This is a genomic window from Nostoc sp. UHCC 0302 (genome assembly GCF_038096175.1).
Classification (GTDB): Bacteria; Cyanobacteriota; Cyanobacteriia; order Cyanobacteriales; family Nostocaceae; genus UHCC-0302.
This window is the reverse complement of the sequence record NZ_CP151099.1, coordinates 3,220,717-3,245,407: the sequence shown is the minus strand read 5'-3', so window position 1 is coordinate 3,245,407 and position 24,691 is coordinate 3,220,717. Positions and strand designations below refer to the sequence as shown.

27 protein-coding genes and 1 pseudogene are annotated in these 24,691 nt (G+C 39.9%); 9 read left to right on the top strand and 19 right to left on the bottom strand.

Annotated elements, in window-relative coordinates:
• Positions 1 to 470 precede the first annotated feature (470 nt).
• The 9 genes from WKK05_RS13980 to WKK05_RS13940 all read right to left on the bottom strand — a co-directional run bounded on the left by WKK05_RS13980 (position 471) and on the right by WKK05_RS13940 (position 9,825).
• The gene (locus WKK05_RS13980) at positions 471 to 653 is read right to left on the bottom strand and encodes a hypothetical protein (protein WP_341530259.1); all 183 of its coding nucleotides are present in this window, start codon (positions 651 to 653) and stop codon (positions 471 to 473) included.
• Positions 654 to 1,051: 398 nt separating this feature from the next.
• On the bottom strand, positions 1,052 to 1,243 hold the full coding sequence (locus tag WKK05_RS13975) for a hypothetical protein (RefSeq protein WP_341530258.1): 192 nt from the start codon (positions 1,241 to 1,243) through the stop codon (positions 1,052 to 1,054).
• A 547-nt stretch (positions 1,244 to 1,790) separates the two neighbouring features.
• The gene (locus tag WKK05_RS13970) at positions 1,791 to 1,955 is read right to left on the bottom strand and encodes a hypothetical protein (RefSeq protein WP_341530257.1); all 165 of its coding nucleotides are present in this window, start codon (positions 1,953 to 1,955) and stop codon (positions 1,791 to 1,793) included.
• Positions 1,956 to 2,517: 562 nt separating this feature from the next.
• A complete protein-coding gene (locus tag WKK05_RS13965; RefSeq protein WP_341530256.1) occupies positions 2,518 to 2,727 on the bottom strand; it encodes a hypothetical protein in 210 nt (69 codons plus the stop codon).
• A gap of 460 nt (positions 2,728 to 3,187) precedes the next feature.
• On the bottom strand, positions 3,188 to 3,505 hold the full coding sequence (locus tag WKK05_RS13960; protein ID WP_341530255.1) for a hypothetical protein: 318 nt from the start codon (positions 3,503 to 3,505) through the stop codon (positions 3,188 to 3,190).
• Between the two features lie 16 nt (positions 3,506 to 3,521).
• Entirely contained in the window at positions 3,522 to 5,690 is a 2,169-nt protein-coding gene (locus WKK05_RS13955) for a peptidase domain-containing ABC transporter (protein WP_341530254.1), read from the bottom strand.
• Between the two features lie 150 nt (positions 5,691 to 5,840).
• The gene (locus WKK05_RS13950; RefSeq protein ID WP_341530253.1) at positions 5,841 to 7,661 is read right to left on the bottom strand and encodes an HlyD family efflux transporter periplasmic adaptor subunit; all 1,821 of its coding nucleotides are present in this window, start codon (positions 7,659 to 7,661) and stop codon (positions 5,841 to 5,843) included.
• A 603-nt stretch (positions 7,662 to 8,264) separates the two neighbouring features.
• Positions 8,265 to 8,579 carry a CTB family bacteriocin gene (locus tag WKK05_RS13945; protein WP_341530252.1) on the bottom strand — a complete coding sequence of 105 codons (315 nt, stop codon included), beginning with the start codon at positions 8,577 to 8,579 and terminating at the stop codon, positions 8,265 to 8,267.
• 946 nt (positions 8,580 to 9,525) lie between these two features.
• Positions 9,526 to 9,825, bottom strand: a complete 300-nt coding sequence (locus WKK05_RS13940; protein WP_341530251.1) for a CTB family bacteriocin — start codon at positions 9,823 to 9,825, stop codon at positions 9,526 to 9,528.
• A gap of 987 nt (positions 9,826 to 10,812) precedes the next feature.
• Between WKK05_RS13940 and WKK05_RS13935 the strand changes: the two genes are divergently transcribed.
• A complete protein-coding gene (locus tag WKK05_RS13935) occupies positions 10,813 to 11,286 on the top strand; it encodes a hypothetical protein (protein WP_341530250.1) in 474 nt (157 codons plus the stop codon).
• Between the two features lie 71 nt (positions 11,287 to 11,357).
• Here the strand turns inward: WKK05_RS13935 and WKK05_RS13930 are convergent, their stop codons facing one another.
• Positions 11,358 to 12,068, bottom strand: a complete 711-nt coding sequence (locus tag WKK05_RS13930) for a diacylglycerol/polyprenol kinase family protein (protein ID WP_341530249.1) — start codon at positions 12,066 to 12,068, stop codon at positions 11,358 to 11,360.
• Positions 12,069 to 12,126: 58 nt separating this feature from the next.
• Here WKK05_RS13930 and yidD point away from each other — a divergent pair, with 58 nt between their 5' ends.
• The 3 genes from yidD (at position 12,127) to WKK05_RS13915 (ending at position 14,466) form a co-directional block, all read left to right on the top strand.
• Positions 12,127 to 12,363: a membrane protein insertion efficiency factor YidD gene (gene yidD, locus WKK05_RS13925; protein ID WP_341530248.1), complete on the top strand. Its 237-nt coding sequence runs from the start codon at positions 12,127 to 12,129 to the stop codon at positions 12,361 to 12,363.
• Positions 12,364 to 12,723: 360 nt separating this feature from the next.
• Positions 12,724 to 13,671, top strand: coding sequence for a DUF1350 family protein (locus tag WKK05_RS13920; protein ID WP_341530247.1), 948 nt, complete (start codon positions 12,724 to 12,726; stop codon positions 13,669 to 13,671).
• A gap of 87 nt (positions 13,672 to 13,758) precedes the next feature.
• Positions 13,759 to 14,466, top strand: a complete 708-nt coding sequence (locus tag WKK05_RS13915) for a M15 family metallopeptidase (RefSeq protein ID WP_341531086.1) — start codon at positions 13,759 to 13,761, stop codon at positions 14,464 to 14,466.
• Positions 14,467 to 14,596: 130 nt separating this feature from the next.
• Here WKK05_RS13915 and WKK05_RS13910 read toward each other — a convergent pair whose 3' ends face one another.
• From WKK05_RS13910 to WKK05_RS13890, 5 genes are all read right to left on the bottom strand, one after another.
• Complete coding sequence (locus tag WKK05_RS13910; protein ID WP_341530246.1) at positions 14,597 to 15,070, bottom strand: TspO/MBR family protein; 474 nt, start codon at positions 15,068 to 15,070, stop codon at positions 14,597 to 14,599.
• 89 nt (positions 15,071 to 15,159) lie between these two features.
• The gene (locus WKK05_RS13905; RefSeq protein ID WP_341530245.1) at positions 15,160 to 15,633 is read right to left on the bottom strand and encodes a TspO/MBR family protein; all 474 of its coding nucleotides are present in this window, start codon (positions 15,631 to 15,633) and stop codon (positions 15,160 to 15,162) included.
• Positions 15,634 to 15,993: 360 nt separating this feature from the next.
• A complete protein-coding gene (locus WKK05_RS13900; protein WP_341530244.1) occupies positions 15,994 to 17,016 on the bottom strand; it encodes an NADP-dependent oxidoreductase in 1,023 nt (340 codons plus the stop codon).
• Positions 17,017 to 17,128: 112 nt separating this feature from the next.
• Positions 17,129 to 17,635, bottom strand: a complete 507-nt coding sequence (locus WKK05_RS13895) for a GNAT family protein (RefSeq protein WP_341530243.1) — start codon at positions 17,633 to 17,635, stop codon at positions 17,129 to 17,131.
• 381 nt (positions 17,636 to 18,016) lie between these two features.
• Complete coding sequence (locus WKK05_RS13890) at positions 18,017 to 18,451, bottom strand: VOC family protein (protein WP_341530242.1); 435 nt, start codon at positions 18,449 to 18,451, stop codon at positions 18,017 to 18,019.
• A 237-nt stretch (positions 18,452 to 18,688) separates the two neighbouring features.
• Between WKK05_RS13890 and WKK05_RS13885 the strand changes: the two genes are divergently transcribed.
• Complete coding sequence (locus WKK05_RS13885; protein ID WP_341530241.1) at positions 18,689 to 19,444, top strand: dienelactone hydrolase family protein; 756 nt, start codon at positions 18,689 to 18,691, stop codon at positions 19,442 to 19,444.
• Between the two features lie 357 nt (positions 19,445 to 19,801).
• On the opposite strand, the gene WKK05_RS13880 is transcribed toward WKK05_RS13885, so the two are convergent.
• A complete protein-coding gene (locus WKK05_RS13880; RefSeq protein WP_341530240.1) occupies positions 19,802 to 20,065 on the bottom strand; it encodes a hypothetical protein in 264 nt (87 codons plus the stop codon).
• A gap of 4 nt (positions 20,066 to 20,069) precedes the next feature.
• Positions 20,070 to 21,359 carry an RNA polymerase sigma factor gene (locus tag WKK05_RS13875; protein WP_341530239.1) on the bottom strand — a complete coding sequence of 430 codons (1,290 nt, stop codon included), beginning with the start codon at positions 21,357 to 21,359 and terminating at the stop codon, positions 20,070 to 20,072.
• 187 nt (positions 21,360 to 21,546) lie between these two features.
• Between WKK05_RS13875 and WKK05_RS13870 the strand changes: the two genes are divergently transcribed.
• The 4 genes from WKK05_RS13870 to WKK05_RS13855 all read left to right on the top strand — a co-directional run bounded on the left by WKK05_RS13870 (position 21,547) and on the right by WKK05_RS13855 (position 23,698).
• Positions 21,547 to 21,903 (top strand): YciI family protein, encoded by a 357-nt coding sequence (locus WKK05_RS13870; protein ID WP_341530238.1) that lies wholly within the window; start codon positions 21,547 to 21,549, stop codon positions 21,901 to 21,903.
• Between the two features lie 69 nt (positions 21,904 to 21,972).
• Positions 21,973 to 22,338 carry a nuclear transport factor 2 family protein gene (locus WKK05_RS13865; RefSeq protein ID WP_341530237.1) on the top strand — a complete coding sequence of 122 codons (366 nt, stop codon included), beginning with the start codon at positions 21,973 to 21,975 and terminating at the stop codon, positions 22,336 to 22,338.
• 133 nt (positions 22,339 to 22,471) lie between these two features.
• Positions 22,472 to 22,882, top strand: coding sequence for a VOC family protein (locus tag WKK05_RS13860; protein ID WP_341530236.1), 411 nt, complete (start codon positions 22,472 to 22,474; stop codon positions 22,880 to 22,882).
• A gap of 300 nt (positions 22,883 to 23,182) precedes the next feature.
• On the top strand, positions 23,183 to 23,698 hold the full coding sequence (locus WKK05_RS13855) for a DUF1579 domain-containing protein (protein WP_341530235.1): 516 nt from the start codon (positions 23,183 to 23,185) through the stop codon (positions 23,696 to 23,698).
• 423 nt (positions 23,699 to 24,121) lie between these two features.
• Here WKK05_RS13855 and WKK05_RS13850 read toward each other — a convergent pair whose 3' ends face one another.
• Together WKK05_RS13850 and WKK05_RS13845 are read right to left on the bottom strand one after the other, a co-directional pair.
• Complete coding sequence (locus tag WKK05_RS13850) at positions 24,122 to 24,280, bottom strand: hypothetical protein (protein WP_341531303.1); 159 nt, start codon at positions 24,278 to 24,280, stop codon at positions 24,122 to 24,124.
• Positions 24,281 to 24,301: 21 nt separating this feature from the next.
• Positions 24,302 to 24,475, bottom strand: a pseudogene (locus tag WKK05_RS13845) (GFA family protein); the annotation flags it as partial.
• Positions 24,476 to 24,691 lie beyond the last annotated feature (216 nt).

Genomic DNA, 24,691 nt, shown 5'->3' with positions numbered 1-24,691 from the left:
GATTAAATTATCCTAAAGTTAGAAATAAAAGTAATAAACTTATTACTATTGAAATAGACTAAGCTTAGTAACTGTAAATAAAATAAAAGCTTTATTAAATACAAAGCTCGGACTAATTAAAGTTATTTAAATAAAGTCAGACATTTTTAACTTTTTATATTAAATATCACTTTAAACTTTAAAAAATTTTATTGTTAATTTAAGATAAATTCAGATAAGTATGTAGTTTGATGTTTAATGTAATTAATTCATTAAAGAATAATAATTTTTACATTGTACAAAGATAGTTGCTATTAATAGCAACTATCTTTTTGTTTTGAGTTTGTTGATTATATGCCTGAAGAGAAGAGAATAGACTGCTCATATTCTTGCAAAGTTTAATTAATATTAAGCAAATTATGTCAGTTTTTTTCTCCTCTTATTGGCAAAGTTCCAACTACGAAACTACTAAGCTTGCGTGGTTTCACAACTTAGTATTCACAGACACGCTTGCATCGTGTATAACATCTTTTACCTCTGCCATGATCGTGATCGTGATCGTGGTCGTAGTCGTCGTAATCATCATCGTAGTCACGTCGTCCACCAGCTAAGAGCTGCTGGTCTTCAGTAGATAACTCTACAAACAAATCAGATGTCTTAATTGAATCAGACATAATTCATTACCTCCATTTACTAATAGGTGTTACACACATCTGTATAAGATATATAAGGCATAACACCTATACTTTTATTTCTAAACATATTTTTTAGAGATTAAATTACCCTAAAGTTAGAAATAAAAAAGCTTAAAATATTGCTTTTGGATTAGGTAATGTTTTACCTAGTATTCTTATTTGAATTAAACTTTTTTGCCAAATTTAATAAAGGGGGTGATTAGAAAAGATATAGCTATTTCTAGTATATACTTTTCTTGCCTCTAGCAATTGTTTTAATATCTTTAGAGAACATTTGAGACTGCTTAAACTCGTTCAAAATCAGATTTATTTTGAGCGGCTTATATGAGTCTTCTCACCCCATGAATGTTTAACCTAGTGAATTGGCTAGATAAGGATTACTGATCGAGCCTAAAACCTAAAATTCGAATAGGAAATTGATCGCCTTGAGAAGTGGTAAGATTACCCGTGACTATAATATCGGGATTATTTTGTGGTCGTCGTGGAAAAAACTGTCCACCAGACAACAGTTGTTGCTGATCTGTGGATAAATCCACCAATAAGTCAGATTCTATGATTTGAACTGTCATAATGAATTGCCTCACTTACTTACATAGGTATCTAATACCTATATTCTTATTTATAGCTCTGTTTTTTATAATTAAACTATCCAAAAGTAATAAATAAAAAAAATAAATTTCTAATCTTTGTTTAACGGTGAGTTTAGTATCTATTTTAACAATGATTACCATAGAGTTTTAAACTTTTATGTTGCGATCGCTTCCCATTTTATTAATCAATCAATTATATTTGATTGATATATTCATCTGGCTCTAATAGATTTTTTAATGTTCAGAAGTAGGTAATCTTCCTACTCTTGATCAGAAAATATCTTAATGATTAAACTTGTAATATTAAAGCTAAACGCTTTAATATCAAAAAAATTGCCCCATCATCAAAACTACTTATATTCATAACAATTCTAAAATAGAAAGGTAAGGGCTATTGATAGTACATACCTTTCTATATATCTTTATTTAAGAATTTTGCAGGTATAAACTACCCAAGTTCATCTCAATATTTGATTGAAATTGAGCTAATTACCTGAGTTGGTTTACCTTGTTAGTTATTTGCTTTTTAGGTAAATTTTAAACGTATTTTAATGGTAGCAGGATAAACTGCACCCCTATATATAAAATTACCAATTGCATTAATCTTGCCTTTTTCGCCTCTAGTTAGAAGCTGTTGTTCATCTATAGATAGCTCGATAAGTAGATTAGATGAAATGGTTTTGTTTGACATAATCCTTTGCCTCACTTACTTGTATAGATATTACATATATATGTACTAAGAGCATAAACCTATAATATCTATACTTCTATTTATAGAAGTCTGTACTAGGCGTTAACCTATCTAGAGTTAGATATTATTATAATTATGTCTGATATGTAAAAAATATATTACAAATAATTTAATTTTTATTAATTGTGTTAAATTGTTGCATTTTTGAGATAAAGTATATTGTCCCGAGTGCTTATTAATTTATCTATTTTAGATTGAGAAAATAACAATGCTTATAAATAAGCAAGCACCCATAATGGATTCATACCTAAATGGGTGCAAAATGACGGCTATAAAATTTGAGTTTCAACGTCAAATAATATAAGCGTCAACTATTTAAAACTATTTGCATTTAGTACCAGGGGCGTAGAAATTGAACTACTCAAGTTAGCACTTGATATTTGTGCTTTGAGCAGCTAAATTCGTACTTTGACAAACAGAGTATACTGTCAAAACTCGCTCTAAAACTTGTTGCTTCAGAGTGAATTGTATGAGTCTTATCTTCCCCTGGCAATTGCAAAATTTAACTTATTCTACGGACGGTAACGAGGCTGGAACTGTTAATTCTGTAACGGCGTGGGCGACCGATACCCTTATCTGTAGATACAGATTCTTCTGTGCCAGAACCTGTTTCATCAGAATCATCCTCGGATTGTTGTCCTCCAGCTAGAAGCTGTTGTTGTTCTGTAGATAGCTCTACAAGCAGATCAGACATGATGAATTGAGTTGACATAAATTCTTTACCTCACTTACTTAATGTAGGTGTTATTTACCTACCTTTTTATTATTAATAATTAGCTGAAATTTTGAACTATTCTAAAGTTAGATATTAATAGATATAGTCTATTACTTTTGATTTAGTCTAAGCTACAAATCACTGGTTTCCTGTTTGCAACTTAGGTTAAATAATGTAAATTTATTAATCAAATAATATTATTTTTAATATTATATTTTTTACCAAACTAATAGTTTCAAAAATTACTTTTCTTTCAGTATACTATTGCAATTTTTATAAATAGACAATACCCTATACAAGTTAAAAATCTGATTTCTGCACTTTAGATATTACCCATACTATAGTTTTTAAAAATAGTGCAAAATACGAGAATATTAGTATTTATGAAAAATTATGGAGACAGAATTAATCATGCCTCCATAACTAGTAATTTTTGCTAAAAAAGCTAAAGCAAGGTTTATGAAACTAAGCCATTTAATAATTTGCCAATAAAACTGCTTGCACTATTTTCAACTAGCTTAAAATCTGGTAATCCAAATTTAATGGAGGCACCTAATGTAATCTGGGATAAGGTGTATTTGGTTTTTTGTAAAGAAATATCACCATTTTTGAGATTTAATATGTTCTCTGCCTGGGTTTCTAAGTTAGTTTTTTGTAAGAATAAGTTACCCTTATTTTCTAGATTTGAGCTTTGACCAGCAGCTAAAATTTCCTGTTCTTGCTCAGACATATCTCTGAGCAATTCTAAGTTTTGGAGTTTGCTATTGTCATACATAACTATTTCCTTACTTTTATAGTGATAGAAACTTTAAATGCTCTCCTTGCTGAGAGAGAAAAGTATCCAGCGTACCTTGTAGCTGTACTTGACCTTTATCTAGTAATACGATCCAATCAGCGCGATTGATTACACTGGGGCGGTGAGTAATCAAAATTGTGGTTCTGCCTTTTCGGTATTCCAACAGCCGATTTAATACATGAGATTCGCTGATTGGATCAAGTCCAGCGGTTGCTTCATCTAAAACCAGTACAGGTGGATTGGTGAGGATACCTCTGGCGATCGCTAATCGCTGTCTCTGTCCACCAGAGAGATTTGCCCCAAATTCTCCTAAAACAGTTTGATATTTGTTAGGAAGCTGGCTGATAAAGCCTTCTGCATCAGCAATTTCGCAAGCTTTGACAACTTCCTCAAAAGAAATGTATGGCGTTCCCAACCGGAAATTATCTAAAATCGAGCGACTCCAGAAATGCGGCTCTTGCGGTACATAAACTACTTGTTGTCGTAGACACTCAAGGGAAAGGTCTTGAATGTTATAAAAACCAATTCTGATATTGCCAGAGTTTGGCTCATATAAACCTGCCATCAGTTTGGCTAAAGTACTTTTGCCACAGCCTGACTGACCAATTAAAGCAATTACTTTCCCTCCAGGTAGCTTCAGAGAAAAATCTTCTAATAAGTCAACTCTGCCAGCGTGGTGAAATTGAATATGGGAAAAACGAATGTCTGCATCCTCAGAAATTTTTGCAACTGGTTTTGGGCTACCTCCAATTACTTCTGGTGTCGCATCGATAACTTCTAAAAGACGAGAAATTGCTGTTTGAGAGCGAACATAGTCATCTGCTAAACTAACTAACGAATCAATAAAATTCAAAACATTGACCTGTAAGGTATTAAAAGCGAGCATTTGACCTATGGTTATTTCTCCTTGAATCACCAAAACACTGCCCAATCCAAGTAGAATTACGCCGCCAAGGGTAGCTAAGAGTTTGGCAATAGTACCATTGATAATTCCGATTTGAATGGTGCTGAAAGTTAAATTTGCGAAGCGACCAAATCGACTTTGGAATTCATCCCAAAATTGTGGAGCGGCATTTGTGGTTTTGATTACCTGTGCGCCTTTAAACGTTTCTACTAAAACGCCTTGATTTTCCGACCCCAATACCAACAGACTACGAGTCTTTTGTTGAAGAATGGGTAAAAAAGGTAGGGTAGATAGGGTCATCAAAACAGCAAACAGAATGACTGCTAATGTTAGTTTCCAGCTATAAAACAGCATCAAGCAGAAAGAAACTACCGCAATAAAAAACTGACTGGGTAAAAGAACTACAATCTGCGATACTAACTGGTTAATTTCATTAATATCTCTCAACCGGCTAGTAATTTCGCCACTACGCCGAGCTTCGTAGTAACTTAAGGGCAGTTGAAGAATTTTTCGCCCAAATTCTAAGACTAGCCCCAATTGCAACCGTTGACCAAAATGAGCAATCATGATGGCTTGCAATACTTGCAGACTACTGCTGAACAAACTCATCACAATAACAGCTGTAATCACAACTGTAAGTAGCTGAGTATCTCCACGTACCAAGACATCATCTGTGAGCAGTTGTATCAATACGGGAGTGCCTAGAGCGAGTAGACCCAAGACAACATTGATCATCAAAACCTGAGTTAGTAGTCCACGATAGGGCAAGATACGGGCTAAAAAACGCCCTAAGCCACCTTTAGCTTGTTCTTCGGGCTGGTTAGTAAAGCGTTCTGTATCTGGCTCTAGTAAGAGCATTACCCCATTCCAAGCCGTTGTTAACTCTTCTCGGCTGACATAGCGGATACCTACAGATGGGTCGGCAATTACGTACTTACTGCCACGCTTGTCGTATAAAACAACCCAGTGGTAGCCATGCCAATGAATAATCGCAGGTAAGGTTATTTCTTTAATTCTGTCTATGATCGCTGGTGCAGCTTTGACTGCTCTAGCATTAAAACCTAGCGTCTCACATCCACGTTTGAGACCTAGTAAAGTTGTTCCTAGTTGCCCAGTACCTACTGCTTCTCGGCTTTTAGTGATGCTTAAAAAACGTCCGTAATACTTGGAAATCGAAGCTAGACAAGCTGCCCCGCAGTCTTCCTCACTTAACTGCGAAACACACTGATAATTCTTTCGGGGTTTGAATACATCAAACATGGTTGATAAACCTATTCTGGGTACTAGGGACTGGGGATTGGGTATGAGGGAGAAAAATACTAATTCCTAACTCTTGTACAGACGCGTAGACGCTCGAAGAGCGGCTTCTCGCAAGAGTATAATCGCGTCTCTACTCTATGCCCCAACTAATTAAGAATCCGCAATTAATCTGGCTTTTCTGAGAATGAACTGAAGTACGGTTTCTCGACGGGAAATAATATCAGCTCTACCCTCCATGCCAGATTGAAGATGACACTGGCGATCGCCTCTACCCACATACGAAGTTTGCGGCTCAATAATTACCCCATAGGCTGCTACTTGTGGAACACTTTGAGCTTGGGTATTTTTTTCAACTGGTACGGCATCTGGTGAAACTGTTTTGACAGTGCCGTGAAGTGTGCCAAAGTCTGGATAGGGGCAAGCAGAAACCTGCATCTGCACTTGTTGACCGGATTTTACCTTATCAATGTCTTTAGCTGGCACTTGCGCTTTAATCACAACTGGGGCGTTGAGGGGAGCAATTTGAGCAATAGCTTCCCCAGGTTGCACTACCTGTCCAGGATTACGAAGATTCAGTTGCAGTAAAGTACCTGCGATTGGCGATCGCATCACACTTTGATTCAGGTCACTTTCTACTTGTTGTAGTTCTTTACGAGTGTGATCGAGTTGCTTTTGAAATTCTAAGCGTTGCTGGAGCAGAGTCTCTCTTTCTTTTTTCAAAGCAGCTAAGGTAGCTTCACCTTGTGCTTGTTCTTGCTTAATCTTTTCTAAAGCTACAGTCACAGGAGCATTACTAGGATTAATAGCGGTTTTTGCCTTTTCTAGGTTAGTTTCTGCAACTGTCAGGGCTTGGTTTTTCTCATCCTGAAGATTTTTAGCGTTGGCTTTGGCTTCTTCTAGTTTCGCCTCAGCAGCTTTCACCGCTTGTTCTTTTTCCTCTTGGAGATTTTTAGCATTGGCTTTAGCTTGTTCTAGCTTGGCTTCAGCAGCTTTCACCGCTTGTTCTTTTTCCTCCTGGAGATTTTTAGCGTTGGCTTTCGCTTCTTCTAACCTTGCTTCAGCAGATTTTACTGCTTGTTCTTTTTCCTCAAAGAAATTTTGAGAAATTGCTCCCATTGCCACTATGGGCTGCAATCTGTCTCGCTGCACCTTGGCTAAAGTCAAGGCTGCTGCTGCTTCTTGGACACCTGCTGTTAAGACTTTTTCTCGCTGCAATCTGTCTCGTTGCACCCTGGCTAACGCCAAAGCTGCTTCTGCTTCTTGTAAAGTTGTTGTTAATAATTTTTCGCGTTGTAATCTGTCTCGTTGCACCCTGGCTAACGCCAAAGCTGCTTCTGTTTCCTCTACAGTTGCTTTTAATAGTTTTTCACGCTGTAATCTGTCTCGTTGCACCTTAGCTAAAGTCAAAGCTGCTTGTGCTTGCATCATATCAGCCGTAGCTTTAATTTGCTGATCTTGATAGTTGCGTTGGCTACCACCTAACTCCGCTTGTGCAGCTACGATTGTGCGTTGAATTAAGTTCGTCTGAGCTGCGATTTGGGTATCTATTTCACCAAGCTGGGCTTGAATTGGACTGAGTTGTAATTGACTCTGGCGAATAGTATTTTCTAGTTGACTCTTTTGTGTTTTGAGACGGGAATCATCAACCTGAGCAATTGGTTGTCCCTGCGTTACTAACTGATTTTCCTGAACATCAATCCTTTGTACACTTCCGCTCATTGCAGATTGAACAAGCCGTAGTTCTCCTACAGGTCGGATAGTTGCAGGCACTTTAACAGTAACGTTGTACTTAAGAACAGATGTCAGAGTCAATCCTGCCACAAAGATAGTAATTAGAACTCCCCCGCCGATGCTAGTCCATTTACTGATATGGGGGAGAAACTCATTAGCTTCAACTAAATGGAGCTGCTCTGGATTTGGTTCATTAGACCTATTCCAAAAATGATTTTCTTCTCTGTGTAGGGAGTCCACGGTATTCTACCTTCTGTTTTTAATTGATACATCAACAATCTTAGGGTTATGCGATTAAAGAGGAGAAAAGAATTAGGGACTTCCAGAAAATAAATTATTCAATGGGTGGGAGCAAATATCATTTTAGATTCTTCCCCTGCCTTCCCTACTCACCAAAGCGATTGTATATTTTTTTAGTTGGAAGTCCCTTATTATGCTCGTCCCCACTCTTCCACTCCTCTACTCCTCCACTCCGCCACTTCACTACTAAAAAGCAAAACGGTAACATACGCTGCTAACAGTGGCATACATAGGCTTTATAATTAGCTATAATCAGTCAAGGGGGAAGAAAAAGGTATGCGCGATCGCGCTGGAATTACCTTTTTCATCTAGATAACGTGGGCAACGCGTTAGAAAAACAGAGGAGAACGCTCAAACTCCCTCAAAGTCCTCACTTACGTTGAGCGAGTCATAACTATCTCCTCTCCCCCTTTTTGTCTTCAGAAAAGAACTTTATAAGTTGACTCGCAGGCTAGATTTTATCAGAAACACTCAGCTAGATGATTATGAGTGCAAAGATAAATATGTAAGGAAAGTTCTGGAATTAGCAATGATTGTGCTGGCTTACCCTCGGTTGGTATTATTGATGAATGAGGTAACTGGGGTGTCAATGGCTCTAGAAGCTAAACCTGTGACACCTAAAGGAAATACTCTAGTTGGGCTTAAAAAATCTTGTGCAGAGCTACTGATGTCATTTTGCTGGAAAGTAGAGCTACTACTATCTCCTTGGGGACTAGAACTGCTGCTTTTGCGTACATTAGCAGTCTCTTGAACAAACTCGGTATTACTCAAATCAAAGTCTGCACCACCAGCTAAAAGCTCCTGTTGTTGATCAGATAAGTCTACAAAAAATTCAGATGTAATCATTTGACCATACATAATTGTTAGCCTCGCTTACGTAAGCCTATACGAGAAATCAGGATTCCAGAGACTGATACCAATTCACGAAAAACTTGATACATATAGATTTCTCGTAGGGACGCGGCAATGCCGTGTCCCTACCAAAGTATTTGTATCATTCTTAAAGTGAAATGGTGTGACTTGCAATTGCAGTTTTGCCTGACGTATTTAGCTAAAAGACAGAAAATTACTAGAATGTGCGATTGGCTTTGCCACTGCGTGCAGTGCAATCACCACAAGCGTTACTAAGGTTCGCCCAATCGCTCCTACACACCAAATGAGAAGAAACTTTGAGCGTTTACAACATTGCAGATATTGGGTTGAGAAAGAAGGAAGAATAAGCCTCATCTAACAGTTTATTTTGATTGTTGATGCTTAACTGTTTAAAAACCTCTAGTTGCCATCCATTCCTTACTTTAATATGCGAGACATTTTTTAAGAGATACTCATTGCACATTAGCTGTAATAAAGGCTAAAAAATAGGCTTGGTGGGTAAAATTATTATGTTTGCTCATTGTTGCTTTAGAAATAACTCGTTGATGCAGTTTTTCTTCAAGCATTGAGTCAGATGGTCAGGTTATACAAAAGAGAAAATAACAAAAAAGCTGTAAAATTTGTGGCTTGTTCAGGCACTCAAGAAAGGAAACCTTGAGTGCCTAGATTTTTCAGCGTCACCACTTCAATGGTGTTTAAGGTATCGGATTGAGAAACTCAATAGATGACCCTTGCAATATTAGCTATTCAATTCAAAGTCGCAAATTATCGGTAGGGGGAATGGACTAGGATGGTGAGAAGGAAAAACAGCTTATTCCTCATTATGTACTGTTTGTTAACCCCCACTAACCATATCCCTACTTAAATATGCGAAGCGCTCTATTGTGACAGCTAATGTTTCCGGGTCACCTATGGGATATGGTTAATCTTCTTACTCAGTTTCTGTAGCCGTTCCAGGAGCCATTCTAGGGCGACCTGGAGTAGATACACGACCAGGGGTATTTATACCCAAGCCTAATAAATCTTTTGCCGAAGTCCTTAAGGTAGTACTATTTCCTTGAGAGTTAGCGGAGCTACCTTGTGGGCCAGAAAAGGTTGTGCCTTGTAAAAATATCTGTTTCTGCTTGAATTTGGTATTACTTAGCTCAACATCGGTTCCACCAGCTAAAAGCTCCTGTTGCTCATCAGATAACTCAACAAACAACTTGGATGCAATGATTGGATGTGACATGATTGTTAGCCTCACTTACGTAATCGGGTGGTTGTCCACCTAAATAACCAACTATAAGCATTGTTTGTCAGGATTGCATAAATCCAAAGATAGAAATCAAGCTTATATTTTTACTTCTAAAAGTAGAGATAAAATCTTTCATTTTCTTTAGATATCCCCCTATCCCAAGAGTAGGAATTGCCAATATTCGATGTTTTTAAAAGTATTTAAACTATTTCAACAGATATCCACAGATTTTAGAGATATAAAACCACAACTTTTACTGATTGCACGATTGTACTATTCATCACTCGTAATACTAATTTATTCTTATATAGTGTTAACGATAACCTAATTCATACATAGTCACAGCGAAACTCAGCTAACATTAATAAGCAGAAAAACATCAAAAAATCAGTGATGAGAAACTGCCAATTATTAATATAAGGCAAGATAAAAATACTTAGTATGATAAGTATAGTTGTAAAAATGAACGTGCGCGATCGCTTCCGGCAGGATCTTACGGTATCGTATTTTCAAATCAGTACATAGATAGCTAGCTGTATTTAATCCTAACAACAATGTCCACAGATGTATTAATATTTAACTTTGACCAAAAAAAGTACTTAAATCGGTTAATACCTATACAACAACTTTAATCAATATTTAAGTTTTAAATTGTCAATTACTATTTAAGTATTATTAAAATTATGCCACCGTTTAACTAGCTCTATCTTGATTGATGAATTAAACAAAGTTTATATCTCAATTTGTAAACATATAGTAATAAAAAGTTAAGTTTTACAGAGAATTCGATGAGCGATCGCCAATAAGTCTCTTTACCATCTTCCGTATGGTAAATAATATATATAGGCTCTACTATGCCTTGAGTAAAATCATTGTCAATTTTGTTTGTTTCACTGCGTAAATCCTATTTCAGCCCAAGTTCAATTCAAATTAGGCATTCTTTAGCTTTGCTAGAGAACGAGAAATTAGGAGAGTGAAGCAATGTTTTGGAAATTTGTAATCAGTGTTTTATTATTGCCTAGTTGCCTTGGACTTGAGATAGCCACAGCATCCCCAACAAATGAATCTCAGATGCTACTCAAGTCTGAAGAATTGTCATCAGTTGGCCAGACACAGGCAAATCAGGATGTGGTCAAGTCATTACCGCTTATAGTTGCAGAATCAAACCCAACTCAGGAGGATTTGGAAACTGAGAGAGAAAAATTAAAAAATAAACAATACCGCCACTATTACAAAAACCACCGTCGTTACTATCGTTGTCATCGGTCGCATCATCGAAGATACAGGTATTACCATCACAGAGGTTACTATCCCCGATATCATCATCGAAGACGGTATTATCATCGATCCAGATATTACCAGCAAGGGATTTACGATCCTCTATACATTCATTACCGTAGGTACTATCAAAATCGTTACAGATATGACCGTCACCACCGCTATTACGACTATTAAGTAGAGGATATGCGTGTAGAGATGTTGCAATGCAACGTCTCTACTAAACGTATTGTCGTTCAGACAAGCGATTAAAACGTATTAATCATTAGCTTAACTAATGCAAAAGCCAGTGCAGCACTGCCTACAGGAACTGTAAAATTATCAATACCTAGAGATGAAAAAGCTTCTAAACCAGTAGCAATAAATGCCACCACCATTGATATTACCCAAGTTTGCCAAATGTTGCCTTGCGTTGCCAGTAAAATCAAACTACTGACGACAAAACTAGCAAGCATCATAGTTAGAGAACCTTCCCAACTTTTTTGCGTATCAAAAACTTTATACTTATGTTTACCAAAGCGCTGTCCAATCAAAGCTGCTAGTCCATCACCCCAAGTCATTACTAAAATTCCTAATGCTGCGTACTGGGGTTGTTGCAAGTACCAGAACCAGGCGACTAAAATACCGAAACTGACAGAGTAAAAAAATGTTCCCAAACTTTGGCGTCCGACGCTATTAATACCAGGAAGCAGGGGAAATCGGTAGGATAATAAAGTGATTACACTCGCTAAAATTGAAGCTGTAATCCCCAGACTTGCAGGAGTATCTAACCACCAAGCAAGCAAAATCACATTGCCAGTGCCAATATGAACTATCTTCCTAACGATTTCTGAATCGCCATTGGTGAAGCGGTCTACACCCCATGCGATTAGGAGTATGAGTAAAACCCAAACTGCAATAATGGCAATTTGTAGCCATAAGGGGGGAATTAATTCTAAACCGGGAAATATACTCAACAAAGATGCTACTGAGAAATTTTGACCTTTGTTACTACTTTATTAGATTTTTGTTACTGCAATGAAAGTATTATTTATTTGGTTGATTCGGGGCTACCGAATGTTTATTTCACCGTTGTATCCTCCAACTTGCCGCTTTCAACCAACTTGTTCGATGTATGCAATTCAAGCAATTGAAAGATTTGGAGTCTGGCGTGGCGGATGGATGGGAATTCGACGTATTTTCCGTTGTCATCCTTTTCATCCAGGTGGTTATGACCCAGTACCAGAGGTGGTAGAAAAAATAACAAAGCAGTAATGTAATACAAATCAGTTCCTTTCAACAAGGAGACAGATAAGTAATCTTTACAGCAATTTTTTTTGATTTATGGAAATCGAAAGGCTTAGATTCCCGACTTGTTAAATAAGTCGGGAATTTTGTTCTTACCGAAGAATTTAGAATTGCGATGCCAAACTCTAATAAATTAAAGATTTAAAAAAATATCTCTTGGTGTTATCCGGAATGTTGCGATTTGATTTTGTAGCTTCCGTTATTCAACAAAAGTAAAATTTACCCGAGCCAACGTTCTCTAAGATATACAAATGCTGTATACCTGTGAACGTGAGTATGAGGTAATTCTAAACTATAAATATTTATTGAACGCCGAGGAACATTTATATGAATGCAGAATTTAGATTTCGACCCGTTTCCTTCAGTTGGGTTACTATTCATCCCAACCCAAAGGGCGTAGTACAGTTTATTGGAGGCGCTTTCTTTGGTAGTTTCCCAACTTTATTTTATCGGTATTTTTTCAGACAAATATTTGAGCAAGGTTATACAATAGTTGCTCTACCATTCAGGTTTAGTTTTCGTCACTGGCCTATTGCTATTAGTTTATTTCAAGAGCAGAATATCATAGCAGAGGAGCTTACTAAAATAGCTAAACAATTAAATTATAAATCAGATATATATCAGGATAAAAATAAATATTTATGGATTGGTCACAGTTTAGGTTGTAAATATATTACTCTATTAGAATTTTTAAGCGGAGAAGACAGCAAAAATATTTTAGACGAGTGTACTAAAAACAGTGAGATTCAGTTAAAAAGTATAGAAGATAGTCTCCAAAAAATTCAGCATGAAAAGTTATCTATTAAAGGTCAAGGGTCTTTATTGATAGCACCAGATATTAGTGATACCCAAAGTGCTATACCTAAACCTCTAGCTTTTGTAGCGCACTTCCTTGACAGAGTAGGACTTGGAGTACTGCCTACTAGAAAACAGACTCAGTGCTTTATCAAAAACAGTGATTTATTTAATTTAACAGCGCTCATCTCATTTAATAAGGATACAATCGCTGGTAGTGAAAAAGATATATACAAAGATGAAAAAACAAGAGAAAATAGCGATGTAGCCTGGCTAATTACTCATTTAAATAATAAAAAATTCGGGCTGATTCACAAAGAAATTCCAGGAAAACATTTAGAACCGCTTGGAATTCAAATAGGTAATTATATAGTTGATTTAAATCCTTTAGATAAATTTATAGAACCTATTGCATCTAGAAAGCTAGAAGACTTGACAATTAGCTTTTTATCTGAATTAGAAAATAGGCGGGAACAGTAAAGCAGCATAGTCTTAAAGTAGAGTCTGATGATACATACAAAATCGTGTGTTTTCGTTAAAATGCGTGAGTCCTCTGCTGCTGAGAAGATGAGACCCTATCATCAGATACCAATATTTGAGTGTGGTGAACCGTTGATGGAGATTCCTTTAGAATTGTTTGCAGTGGAATCTCCCCATCCTTATAAAAAATTAGGTGCGCCTTATGGAGAACATTCTCCCTATTATCTTCGCCAGAGTGTTATTAAAAATTTGATTCAAGCGCAGAATTATCTCAATTTTCTGCATCCTAACTGGCGTATCCAAATTTTTGATGGTTATCGCCCAGTAGGTGTACAGCAGTTCATGGTGGATTATAGCTTTGCCCAAGCAGTGCAGGAAAGAGGACTGAGTGAGGCGGTGTTATCACCAAATCAACGCCAAGCAATTTGGGAAGCGGTTTACGAAATTTGGGCTGTACCAAGTTTGGATAAAAAAACTCCTCCTCCCCATAGTACGGGTGCAGCAGTGGATGTGACGCTGGTAGATGATGTAGGGCAAATCGTGAATATGGGTGCACCGATTGATGAAATGTCAGAGCGATCGCATCCCGATTACTATGCCAATAGTAACCACACTAATGCACAACACTATCATCTTCACCGTCAGTTACTCCGAGATGTGATGTTAAAAGCTGGGTTTCAGCGCAATCCTAAAGAATGGTGGCATTTTTCCCTTGGAGATCAAATGTGGGCTTGGCTAAATAATCAATCCAATCCAGCCAATATTGTCACAGCACGCTATGGGCGTTTTGTTTAGGTGCGTTGCAGGGAGGAACTGAGGGAGATGAGAGAAAAATAACTAACTCTTGTAGAGACGCGTAGACGCAGGGAGTGCGGCTTCTCGTAAGAGTATAATCGCGTCTCTACTCCCCATGCCCCATGCTCTACTATGCATCTTGAGGATTTAAGTCTTTTAATTCGTCGGTGGTGTAAGTACCAATTGGACTCCAAACTAGATAAGGAATGAGTAACCCCGTCGCCAGTGGAGAAATTGGTAATACGGAGATTGCCAGGACAATGCCTAAAATTAGACCTACTAGCCCGATAATTTCTCCAGTTTTGAGACTGCGAAACCTCAGCATTAGAGGTATGTAGGCAATGGTGATAATTTCCAATAGAAGGTACAAACCCATTAGTAGCCAAGTAATTATGCTGCCTGGATTTTTTTGCCAGACAATATTAGCTGAAGCTGCACCGCAAATAAAAATCACAGTCCAAATGAGTGGAATCAGCGGCTCAAAAACAAGCCAGCGAGGACGACTTAACTGTGCAAACCATTTGACATCGCGTGGTGTGATAAAGAAACTACCAAGTGCGACTACGAAAGTTACAGCTCCAATAACCATCCAAGATTTAATCATCTTTACCCTATGCCTGTATGTTTTTTCGACTCATATTTTGCAAGTCTGACAATTTAGAGCAAGAGTTAAATCATTCGTTGGTTTGAATATCAAGCATCTTGAGGATTGAGGCTTATCATCTGCCAAGTGGTATAAGTACCAATAGGACTCCACAGTAAATAGGGAACTAATAATAGTGCTGCCCAACCAGAAATAGGCAAAACAGCAAGTGTTAATAAAAGACCGATTACAAAACCTGTGCCACCAAGAATTGTACCTACCTTAAGACTCCGGAGCCTGAACATTACAGGTGTATAGGCAATGGTGACAATTTCCAGTAGTAGATATAAACCCATCATTAACCAGGTTGTATTGCTTCCTGGGTCATTTTCCCAAACAATGTAAGCTGACCAAGCACCGCAAATAAATATTACAGTCCAAATAATTGGAATTGCTGCCTCAAAAGTTAGCCATCTAGGTCGCTGCAAGCGTTTGAACCATTGGCGATCGCTTGGCGTAATGAAGTTAGCCGCTAGAGCAACTACAAAAGCGACGGCCCCAATCACCATCCAAGATTTAATCATGCCCCTTATCCTTTGCGATAATCGCTGCCTATCGCTTAAATATCACTCTTTATAGAGTAATTTTGTCAATTTAAATGCTAAAAGCTCATCATCCCAGAGTTTGATAACTTAGCATCGTTTGGCAGGATTATTAGGAGGCAGGGGAGCAAGGGGGGGGACAAGGGGGACAAATAGGATAAATACTAATTCTTGACTCTTGTAGAGACGCGATTAATCGCGTCTCTACTTTCAATGCCCCATGCTGCCTAATAATTGAGATTTTATTTCTCAGGGTGTTGGGGTGTTTCTGTCTGGAGTTAGCTACAGTTTTCAGAGGAACTAACCTTTTGAATTTACTCCCCAGCCCCCAGTCCCTAGTCCCTAGTCCCCATTCTCTTCTGTACTCACCTTAACAATCAGCTTGCCAAAGTTCTCGCCTCGCAGCAAACCGATAAAAGCACGCGGTGCATTCTCCAAACTAAGAACCACATCTTCTTTATACTTAATTTCACCTGAGTGCAGCCATCCAGAAACATCACGCAAAAAATCATCAAAGCGATGTTGGTAATCGCTAACTAGAAACCCTTTAATTAAAGCCCGCTTGATTAGCAAAGGCATTAAGTTTGGCCCTGGAGGAGAAGATGTAGCATTGTATTGCGAAATCAAACCTACTAATGGAATTCTTGCCCCAAGGTTGATCTGCTGCAATACCGTTTCTAAAATCACCCCTGCGGTATTGTCGAAGTAAACATCAATGCCATTAGGAGCAGCTTCTTTGAGTGCTGGATAAAGTTCTTGAGTTTTGCGGTTAATACCAGCATTAAAACCTAATTCCTTAACTATATAGTCCCGCTTCTCGTCGCTCCCAACAATTCCTACTACTCTTGCACCTTTAATTTTGGCAATTTGACCTGCTACTGCGCCAACAGCACCTGAAGCTGCTGAAACCACAACAGTTTCACCTTCTTTAGGTTGACCTACATCCAAAAGAGCAGCATAAGCAGTGAAACCAGGCATACCCAGTACACCTAGACTATAAGATAAAGGAGCCTGACTTGGATCAATTTTACGCAGCGTTTCGCCCTTGGAGACACCATAAGTTTGCCAACCATTACTGTTAAGAACAAAATCTCCTACTTGAAACTGAGGATGATTTGATTTAATTACTTGGCTAACTGTTCCACCTACAATAACTGAGTTCAACTCGACTGATGCAGCATAAGACTCACCTGCACTGATGCGACCACGCATATAAGGGTCGAGAGATAAATAAACAGTACGGCTCAGTATTTCGCCTTCACTCGGTTCTGGAGTTGGCGTTTCTACTAATACGAAATCACTCTCTTTTGGCTCACCAACTGGGCGGGTTTTAAGTAAAATTTGTTTATTAATTAAATCTGCCATAACTTAATTTACCTCTATATCAGCCTAATTTTTGTAAACAATTTATAGATAGATTTTACTACTTAATAAATTTTACAACTAATTTAGAATTACTCTGTTTAATGTTAATATTTTAAGTAAATTTATTATTAAAAAATTTCCTATTTTCCCACTCGCTACGTAAAATGCTGTAAATATAATCATCCCATAACTTTCCGTTTAACTCGTGATGCTCTCTCAAAATTCCGTCTCTACAAAAACACAACTTTTCGAGTAGCCTAACTGAGGCAATGTTGAAAGCAGCAGTCTGACAATATAATTTATTGATTTCTGTTGTTGAAAATATTTGATTTATAGCAGTAATCAACATCTTCGTCCCCATACCCTGCTTTCTATATATTGGGTTGACTGTATATCCGAATTCTGCCGAACGATTACGGGGATTAATATCAAAATATCTGAATCTACCCACAGGTTCTTCTAATCCATCAGCTAAAAATGCAAAAACTATTGCTTCATGACTTGCGGGAATTCTTTTACCGTCAATAATAGGACGACAGGTTTTTATTTCGAGGCGATCGCATTTACCCCATTCGTCAAAGGCTCTCTGATGTTCCGCAGATGCAGCTTCAATCCACATAATTTTGGTATTAATTAAAGTCCACGCACATAGCAAACTGCAAAATGCGTAGATTGTTCATATGTCTACAGCGTATTTCAAAGAAGTGAAGTACATAATATATGTCTTATGGTTACTGAGCATACTTGTACTGAGCGCAGCCGAAGTAGTCGAAGTAAAGTTAGGTAAAAAGCCTGTTTTACTTCTGAATTCTGTAGAGACGCGTAGACGCTCGAAGAGCGGCTTGTCGTAAGAGTATAATCGCGTCTCTACTCTTGAATTCTGACTCCTGACTCACCTCGGCTACTTTGGCTATGCTCAGCACAAGTGCGCTCGGTGGTCGCCGAGCGCAGGTGCGACCACCTGAATTCTACTGGACATTGTTTAATCGGAAAGTTTCATTTAACTTACTACTACTGATGGTTTGTCAAATGACAACTCATCTGCTATTAGTTTTACAGTTGAACCTTTGATTAACTCTGCAATCTCTATACGATTACCACCAGGATCGCGCAGGAAAAACCGAATGTATCCTGGAAGTGGCCGTTGATCTGGAATAATTTCTACTCCATGTGCTTTTAGGTGTTCTTTAAAAGTATTCAAGTTATCGACTTGGAAACAAAAATGTCGTCTAGATGTTTGGTTATTGGTGTTTTTCTCTGTACTAACGTGTATTTCTATGTCTCCCAGTAAGTACCACGCTCCTGATTCATTTTTGATTACATCCGGTCTAGGAATTTCAGTTAATCCTAACACTTTGCTGTAAAAAAACAGCATTGCATTCTCCACCTCAAGAGGGTATGTCACTTGTACATGATGAACTGCCTTCAGCGCCATTTTCATTCTCCCATTGATATAGATCAGAATTTAGGGGACAGGCCACAGAGAACAGAAAAAAGAACTATCCCATATAACCTGTAACCTGTTCCCTTCTTAAATAAGGACTTGCCTTTGCACATTGTTTGTGAAATACTACTCCTTAAACTACGGTATATCGGTAAGGTTTAAGTAGTTTTTACAAAACTTACCATACAAAATCCAGTTTTCAAAGCAATTGCGAGCTAATTCCTAACAATGACAAACACAGAAATTCGCACTAGTCAAGTTAAAGTTCCTAACGGTGATTTGCAAATTGACGCTTACTTAGCTGAACCTGCAAAAGAGGGAAAGTTTCCTGCTGTGATTGTGATTCAGGAAATTTTTGGGGTAAATATTCACATTCGGGAAGTCGCTGAAAAGTTTGCCAAAGATGGATATGTGGCGATCGCACCGACTCTCTTTCAACGCATTGCTCCTGGTTTCGAGGCTGGATATAATCCTGAAGATATTCAAAAAGGCAGAGGATATAAGGAGCAGACGAAAGCAGATGAAATATTAAGTGATATTAAGGCAGCGATCGCCTATCTCAGAACTTTACCAAATGTGCAACCAGATGCGATCGGCTCCATTGGTTTCTGCTTCGGTGGTCATGTTGTTTACCTTGCTGCTACTTTATCAGATATCAAAGTTACAGCTTCCTTCTATGGTGGCGGCATTACTAACTCAACTCCTGGCGGTGGAGAACCTACCATCACTCGCACTCCAGAGATTAAAAATCCGATTTACGCCTTCTTTGGTCTTGATGACCAAGGAATTCCCTTAGAACATACAGAGCAGATTGAAGCTGAATTAAAGAAATATCAAATTCCTCATGCTATCTTCCGCTATCCCGGAGCAGGGCATGGGTTTTTCTGCAACCACCGTGCTAGTTACAATGCCGAAGCTGCTGCTGATGCTTGGAAAAACGTTCAAGAAATATTCAAAAATAACCTTCAACTTCAGAAAGTCTAAAACTCATTATTACAAGATGAAATAGCCATATAAAATTGTGGTTTTAAATCTTCGTGCCTTAGTGCCTTTGTGGTTAAACGAATATTTTGGAACCACAAAGGCACAAAGATAATTGTGCCGTCAAAATTGAAATAAGATATTAGCAGCATTATTGCTTCGCTTAGACAACCGAAACTAAACCTATTTCAGCGTTTTTCGTTATTAGGGACTTCAAGTTTAAAAAACATCCTATCGTAGGGGCGCAAGGCCTTGCGCCCCTACTACAAATGTACAAATAATTTTGGATAATTTATTTTTTGGAAGTCCCTTATTAGTACCAGTGCCTAATTGTTTTACTATAAATAGCTACATCCTTCATTATGTAGTCATTTTAGGATATCCTGTCTCCTGGCAAGGTTTTTGTGCTGACCTTGCAGGTGAAATCGTCAATTGAAATTGCAGACTGAAGTAATAAGTGTGTGGTTCTTCAGTAATAACCTTATCACCCTTGTGTTGTTCGAGTTTCTGCATCACCAAGTCGTAGAATGTCTCTCCAAAAATCAGATACTGAGAGAGATAAATGTGGTCGATTCTTTTTAGAATTGTGTGGGGTAGTTTACTCCATGCCTGCACAAGATCCACATAGTCAATAATTTGTACCTGTGTCCGGCGATGCTGGACATTGGAACTGAACTTCGCGCAGCCGACGCTCCAAAAAGCGACGTTCGCTGTTATTCGTGACCAGCGCGAGGGCTAGCGTGTAGCTCTGTGCGGCTTCTTGGTAGGCTCCAATACGGCGTAGTAGCTCGGCACGCGCAGCGTAAAATAAATGGTAGCCATCAAGCTGGGAGGCAAGCCCATCGATGAGTCCAAGCGCCGTCTGAGGACTGTCTACCATTGAGATTGCCACCGCGCGGTTGAGCGATATGATTGGTGAGGGCTGTAAGCGTTCGAGCAAATCGTAGAGGCGGACAATCTGCAACCAGTCTGTTTCTTGTGCCCGTGTTGCCTGACAATGTAGTGCTACGATCGCCGCTTGCACTGCAAATGGGCCAGTTCCGCCCCGCAGTGCCTCCTCGACCATTGGTAGTGCCTCAGAAATTTGCTCTTGGTTCCAGCGACTACGATCTTGATCTTCGAGCAAGACAAGATCGCCAGCTTCATCAAGACGGGCATCGCGCCGCGAGTCGTGCAGTAACATCAGCGCAAGAAGTGCAGTTACTTCTGCTGGCGGCTGCGGTGCCATCAATATGCTTACGAGGCGACCTAGGCGAATAGCTTCTGTACAAAGGTCATCTCTCACCATTATCTCGCCTCTTGTTGCTGCGTAGCCTTCGTTGAAAATAAGATAGATCACCGTCAGCACTGCGTCTACCCGTGCAGACAGCTCGGCCATGTCTGGCACTTTATAGGGAATACCTGCATCACGGATCTTGCGCTTGGCACGCACCAGCCGTTGCGCCATCGTTGCCGTGGGTACGAGAAACGCTCGTGCAATTTCATCCGTCTCAAGTCCGCCTAACATTCGCAGTGTCAGAGCAACCTGAGCATCGAGCGCCAGCGCTGGGTGGCAGCAAGTGAAGATCAACCGCAGTCGATCATCTGGAATTTCATCGGTGTCGTAGGTTGGCTCCTCGCTTGTCGGGATTAACCCAGATGCAGTGTACCATTCTAATTTTTCTGTTAGCCGCGTCCGGCGTCGGAGACGATCAATGGCTTTGTATCGAGCTGCTTTAATAATCCACGCACAGGGGAGATCGGGAATACCTGTAGACTGCCACTGATTCACCGCAGCACTAAAAGCTTCTTGTGCCGCCTCTTCAGCCACATCGAAATCCCCAACCAGCCCCATGAGCGTGGCAACAATCCGACCCCACTCGGCGCGATAAATGGAGGTGATCGCGATTGTTACATCTGATTGTGCGTTTGAGGTCATAGCTGACGCCGGAAAAAATTTTACCAGAGGTGTCGATTTCAGCAATTGCCGTTCGACTTACTCACAAAAGGAAAGAACACAGATAAAGCTCGATTGTATCTAACTGATCAAAAAATTTTAAGAGAGGTGTCGATTTGAGCAATTGTCGTTCGACTTAATTACAAAGGCAAACAACGGAGGCAATTCAATGAAATATGTACTGCTGATTTACCTGGAAGAAAATGCCCTGAGCCAAACCGAGCGGGAGGACTGTTATGTGAAATCCGCGCAGCTCGCACAGCAACTCAATTCAAAAGGGCAATATCTAGCCACTGCCCCGCTTCACTCTGTAGCGACTGCAACCAGCATCCGAGTGCGCGATGGCAAACCGCTAGTAACCGACGGGCCGTTTGCAGAAACACGCGAACAATTGGGCGGATTCTTTCTAATCGATGCCCAGGATCTTGACGAAGCGATCGCGATCGCCGCCCAGATTCCAGCAGCGCAAGTCGGCACTGTCGAAATCCGCCCTGTGATTGAAGTCGCAGGCTTGCCTGAAAATTAGTATCTGCCACGTGCGGAAGCAATTACAAAGGGAAAGATACCAACTGATGAATTTTCAAAAAGAGAAAATATGATTACCAAAATGACACAGGAAACCACCAATACACAAGACGAAGCTCAGATTCGACAACTAATCACCGAGCAACAAAGTGCCATTTGTGCCAAAGATGTAGACCGAATAATGGCTTACTACAGTACAGATGTCATTTTCTTCGATTGTAAACCGCCATTCCAAACCCGAAGTGCAAATGACTTCCGCCGCATTTGGGAGGAGTGTTTGCCTTACTTTCCAAGCTCCTTCGGGATACAGACGCGGGATCTCAACATCTTTGTAAGCGGCGACCTGGCTTTTGCCCACTGGCTCTTACGCTTCACAGACATGGCTTCGGATCATCCGGCGATGCAGACTTGGCTGCGGTTCACTGCTGGCTACTAACGCAATCAAGGTGAATGGCAGATTGTGCATGAGCATTGTTCCGTCCCTTTCGAGCCACAGACTTCTCAAGCCGTCCTCACGCTTAACCCATAGTTAGGTTAACTCAATCATCAACCAATTCAAACAATACATCATGAAAATCAATTCTTATCTCAACTTTAACGGCAACTGTGAAACGGCATTCAAGTTCTACGAACAATGTCTAGGCGGCAAAATCGTGATGATGCTCACTCATGGGGATGCTCCTACAGCAGAACATATACCTGCCGATTGGCATGACAAAATCATGCACGTCTGCCTTGATCTGGGCGATCGCCTCTTGATGGGGTCTGACAGCCCGCCTGGGTATTTTGAAACACCCCAGGGCTTCTATGTACAAATCAGCGTTGACGACCCAGCAGAAGCAGAACGTGTCTTCCATGTCCTGGCAGAAAAAGGAAAAGTGAAGATGCCGATTGCTCAAACCTTCTGGTCTGTCCGCTTTGGGATGTTGGTTGATCAATTTGGTATTCCCTGGATGATCAACTGCCAGGAGACTGGCTGACTTGTTATTCGTAGGAAATATCTACAAGTATCTCCCATCATTTCCATCACCAGCGGCTTCTCGCTAATTCTTCGCTCTGCAATCAACTTCAAAAGAAGAAATCATGGATACCAAAGTTTTTGTCCCCCCGTAAGTCAACAATCTCAATCAGCCGTTCCAGGATGATAGTGCTGATGTACTAATTAAGTCTTGAATTTCTATTATTTAACGCGGTTCTAGCCCTTTAGAGTGCCTTCGCCTACGAAGTTGGGCTTCGCACTAATCACATCCCTCAATGATTCATCAAAAGGAGCTAAAGCAATGAAGACAAGCAAAACACAACAGGAGCCGACAATGAATACTAAGCCACAAAAAGAACATCAGTGGTTACATAAACTTGTTGGTGAGTGGACTTATGAAACAGAGGCAATGATGAGTCCAGAGCAGCCGCCTGAAAGAGCAACAGGAACGGAAAGCGTGCGAACGCTCGGTGAGGTCTGGGTTCTAGCTGAAGCACAGGGGGAAATGCCCGGTTGTGGTGCAGTAACAATGGTAATAACCCTCGGATATGACCCGCACAAACAACGCTATGTCGGTACCTGGATTGGGTCAATGATGACTTATCTGTGGTTTTACGAGGGTGAATTGGACGCAGATGAAAACATACTAAGGCTTAATTCTCAAGGCCCCGCGATGACGGGCGATGACAAGATAGCAAACTACAGAGATGTAATTGAGTTCAAGAGTGATAATCATCGGGTGATGACATCTCATGTGCTGGGCGATGACGGGCAATGGCATCAGTTTATGACTGTAAACTATCAACGGAAGCAGTAGCTCAATCCCAAGCGATGACGCATGAGCCAGGATGTAGAATAATTGCCCCAGTCGGTGCAGATTCTTAGTAGCTCTCTTTCCCCCTTATCCGAATGTCACGCTTGAAAACGTGAAACCTCGCGCTTGGCTATCTTGTTGGGAGTAGGGTTGCTCCCTTCGTGTTTAAGACAATTAAACTTTAGTTGCGTCAAGGAGTTCAACATTTTCTTGATTTCCCACACCCTCTCATCCAGTTATATAAAGGGTTTACGCTTAACAAGCGTACCATTCCCCCCTTATCCCGTTCTACAGCAAGATTTGGCGGTAGAACTTCCCTGCCGCCCAAGCGTTAGCAAAGGGTGGAAATAGGACATTCGCACGCTATCGCAACAGAACTTGGTGCCAAGAACGGAGTCGAAGATTGGGGAAGCTTTCAAGTTAGAGTCATGGTGCAGGTTTCGACGCTTGCTTGGCGTATTCTTCTATCAGGGGAGCATAATCTTCTTCTCTGGGCAGGGTCTCGAAGCTATGAACCGCAGAAGTTATGGCCCATGTCAGCTTTTCCCTTGTCCAAGTTTCGATGAAAGGCGTGAACCATGACACATCATCCAGCATTGTCGCACGAAGGTTAACGAACTCGTCCATTCCTTCTGGGCGAGTAAATATCCAACTCATGCAGTGTGGGCAGAAGTAATGGCGAGTCGCGCCATGCAAACCGCCGACGGTCGGCTGACCTTTGAGTATTGAGAACCCAGCGCTTGGAATCGCAACGCTTAAAGAAAAAGCGCTGGCAGTCATTCGCTGGCAACCTGTGCAGTGGCAAGCCATCGTCAGCAGAGGCGGGGCATTCACCTGAAACTGTATCTGTCCGCAACGGCAGGAGCCTGACCAAGGCAAATTCCAGTCGTTCATGACGTGCTGCTCCGTTCTTTATTCATCTTCATTCTTAACTAACAATAATATTTTATGAATTATCTGCAAATACAAAAAAAGAAAGAGAAAGCAACAGAAATC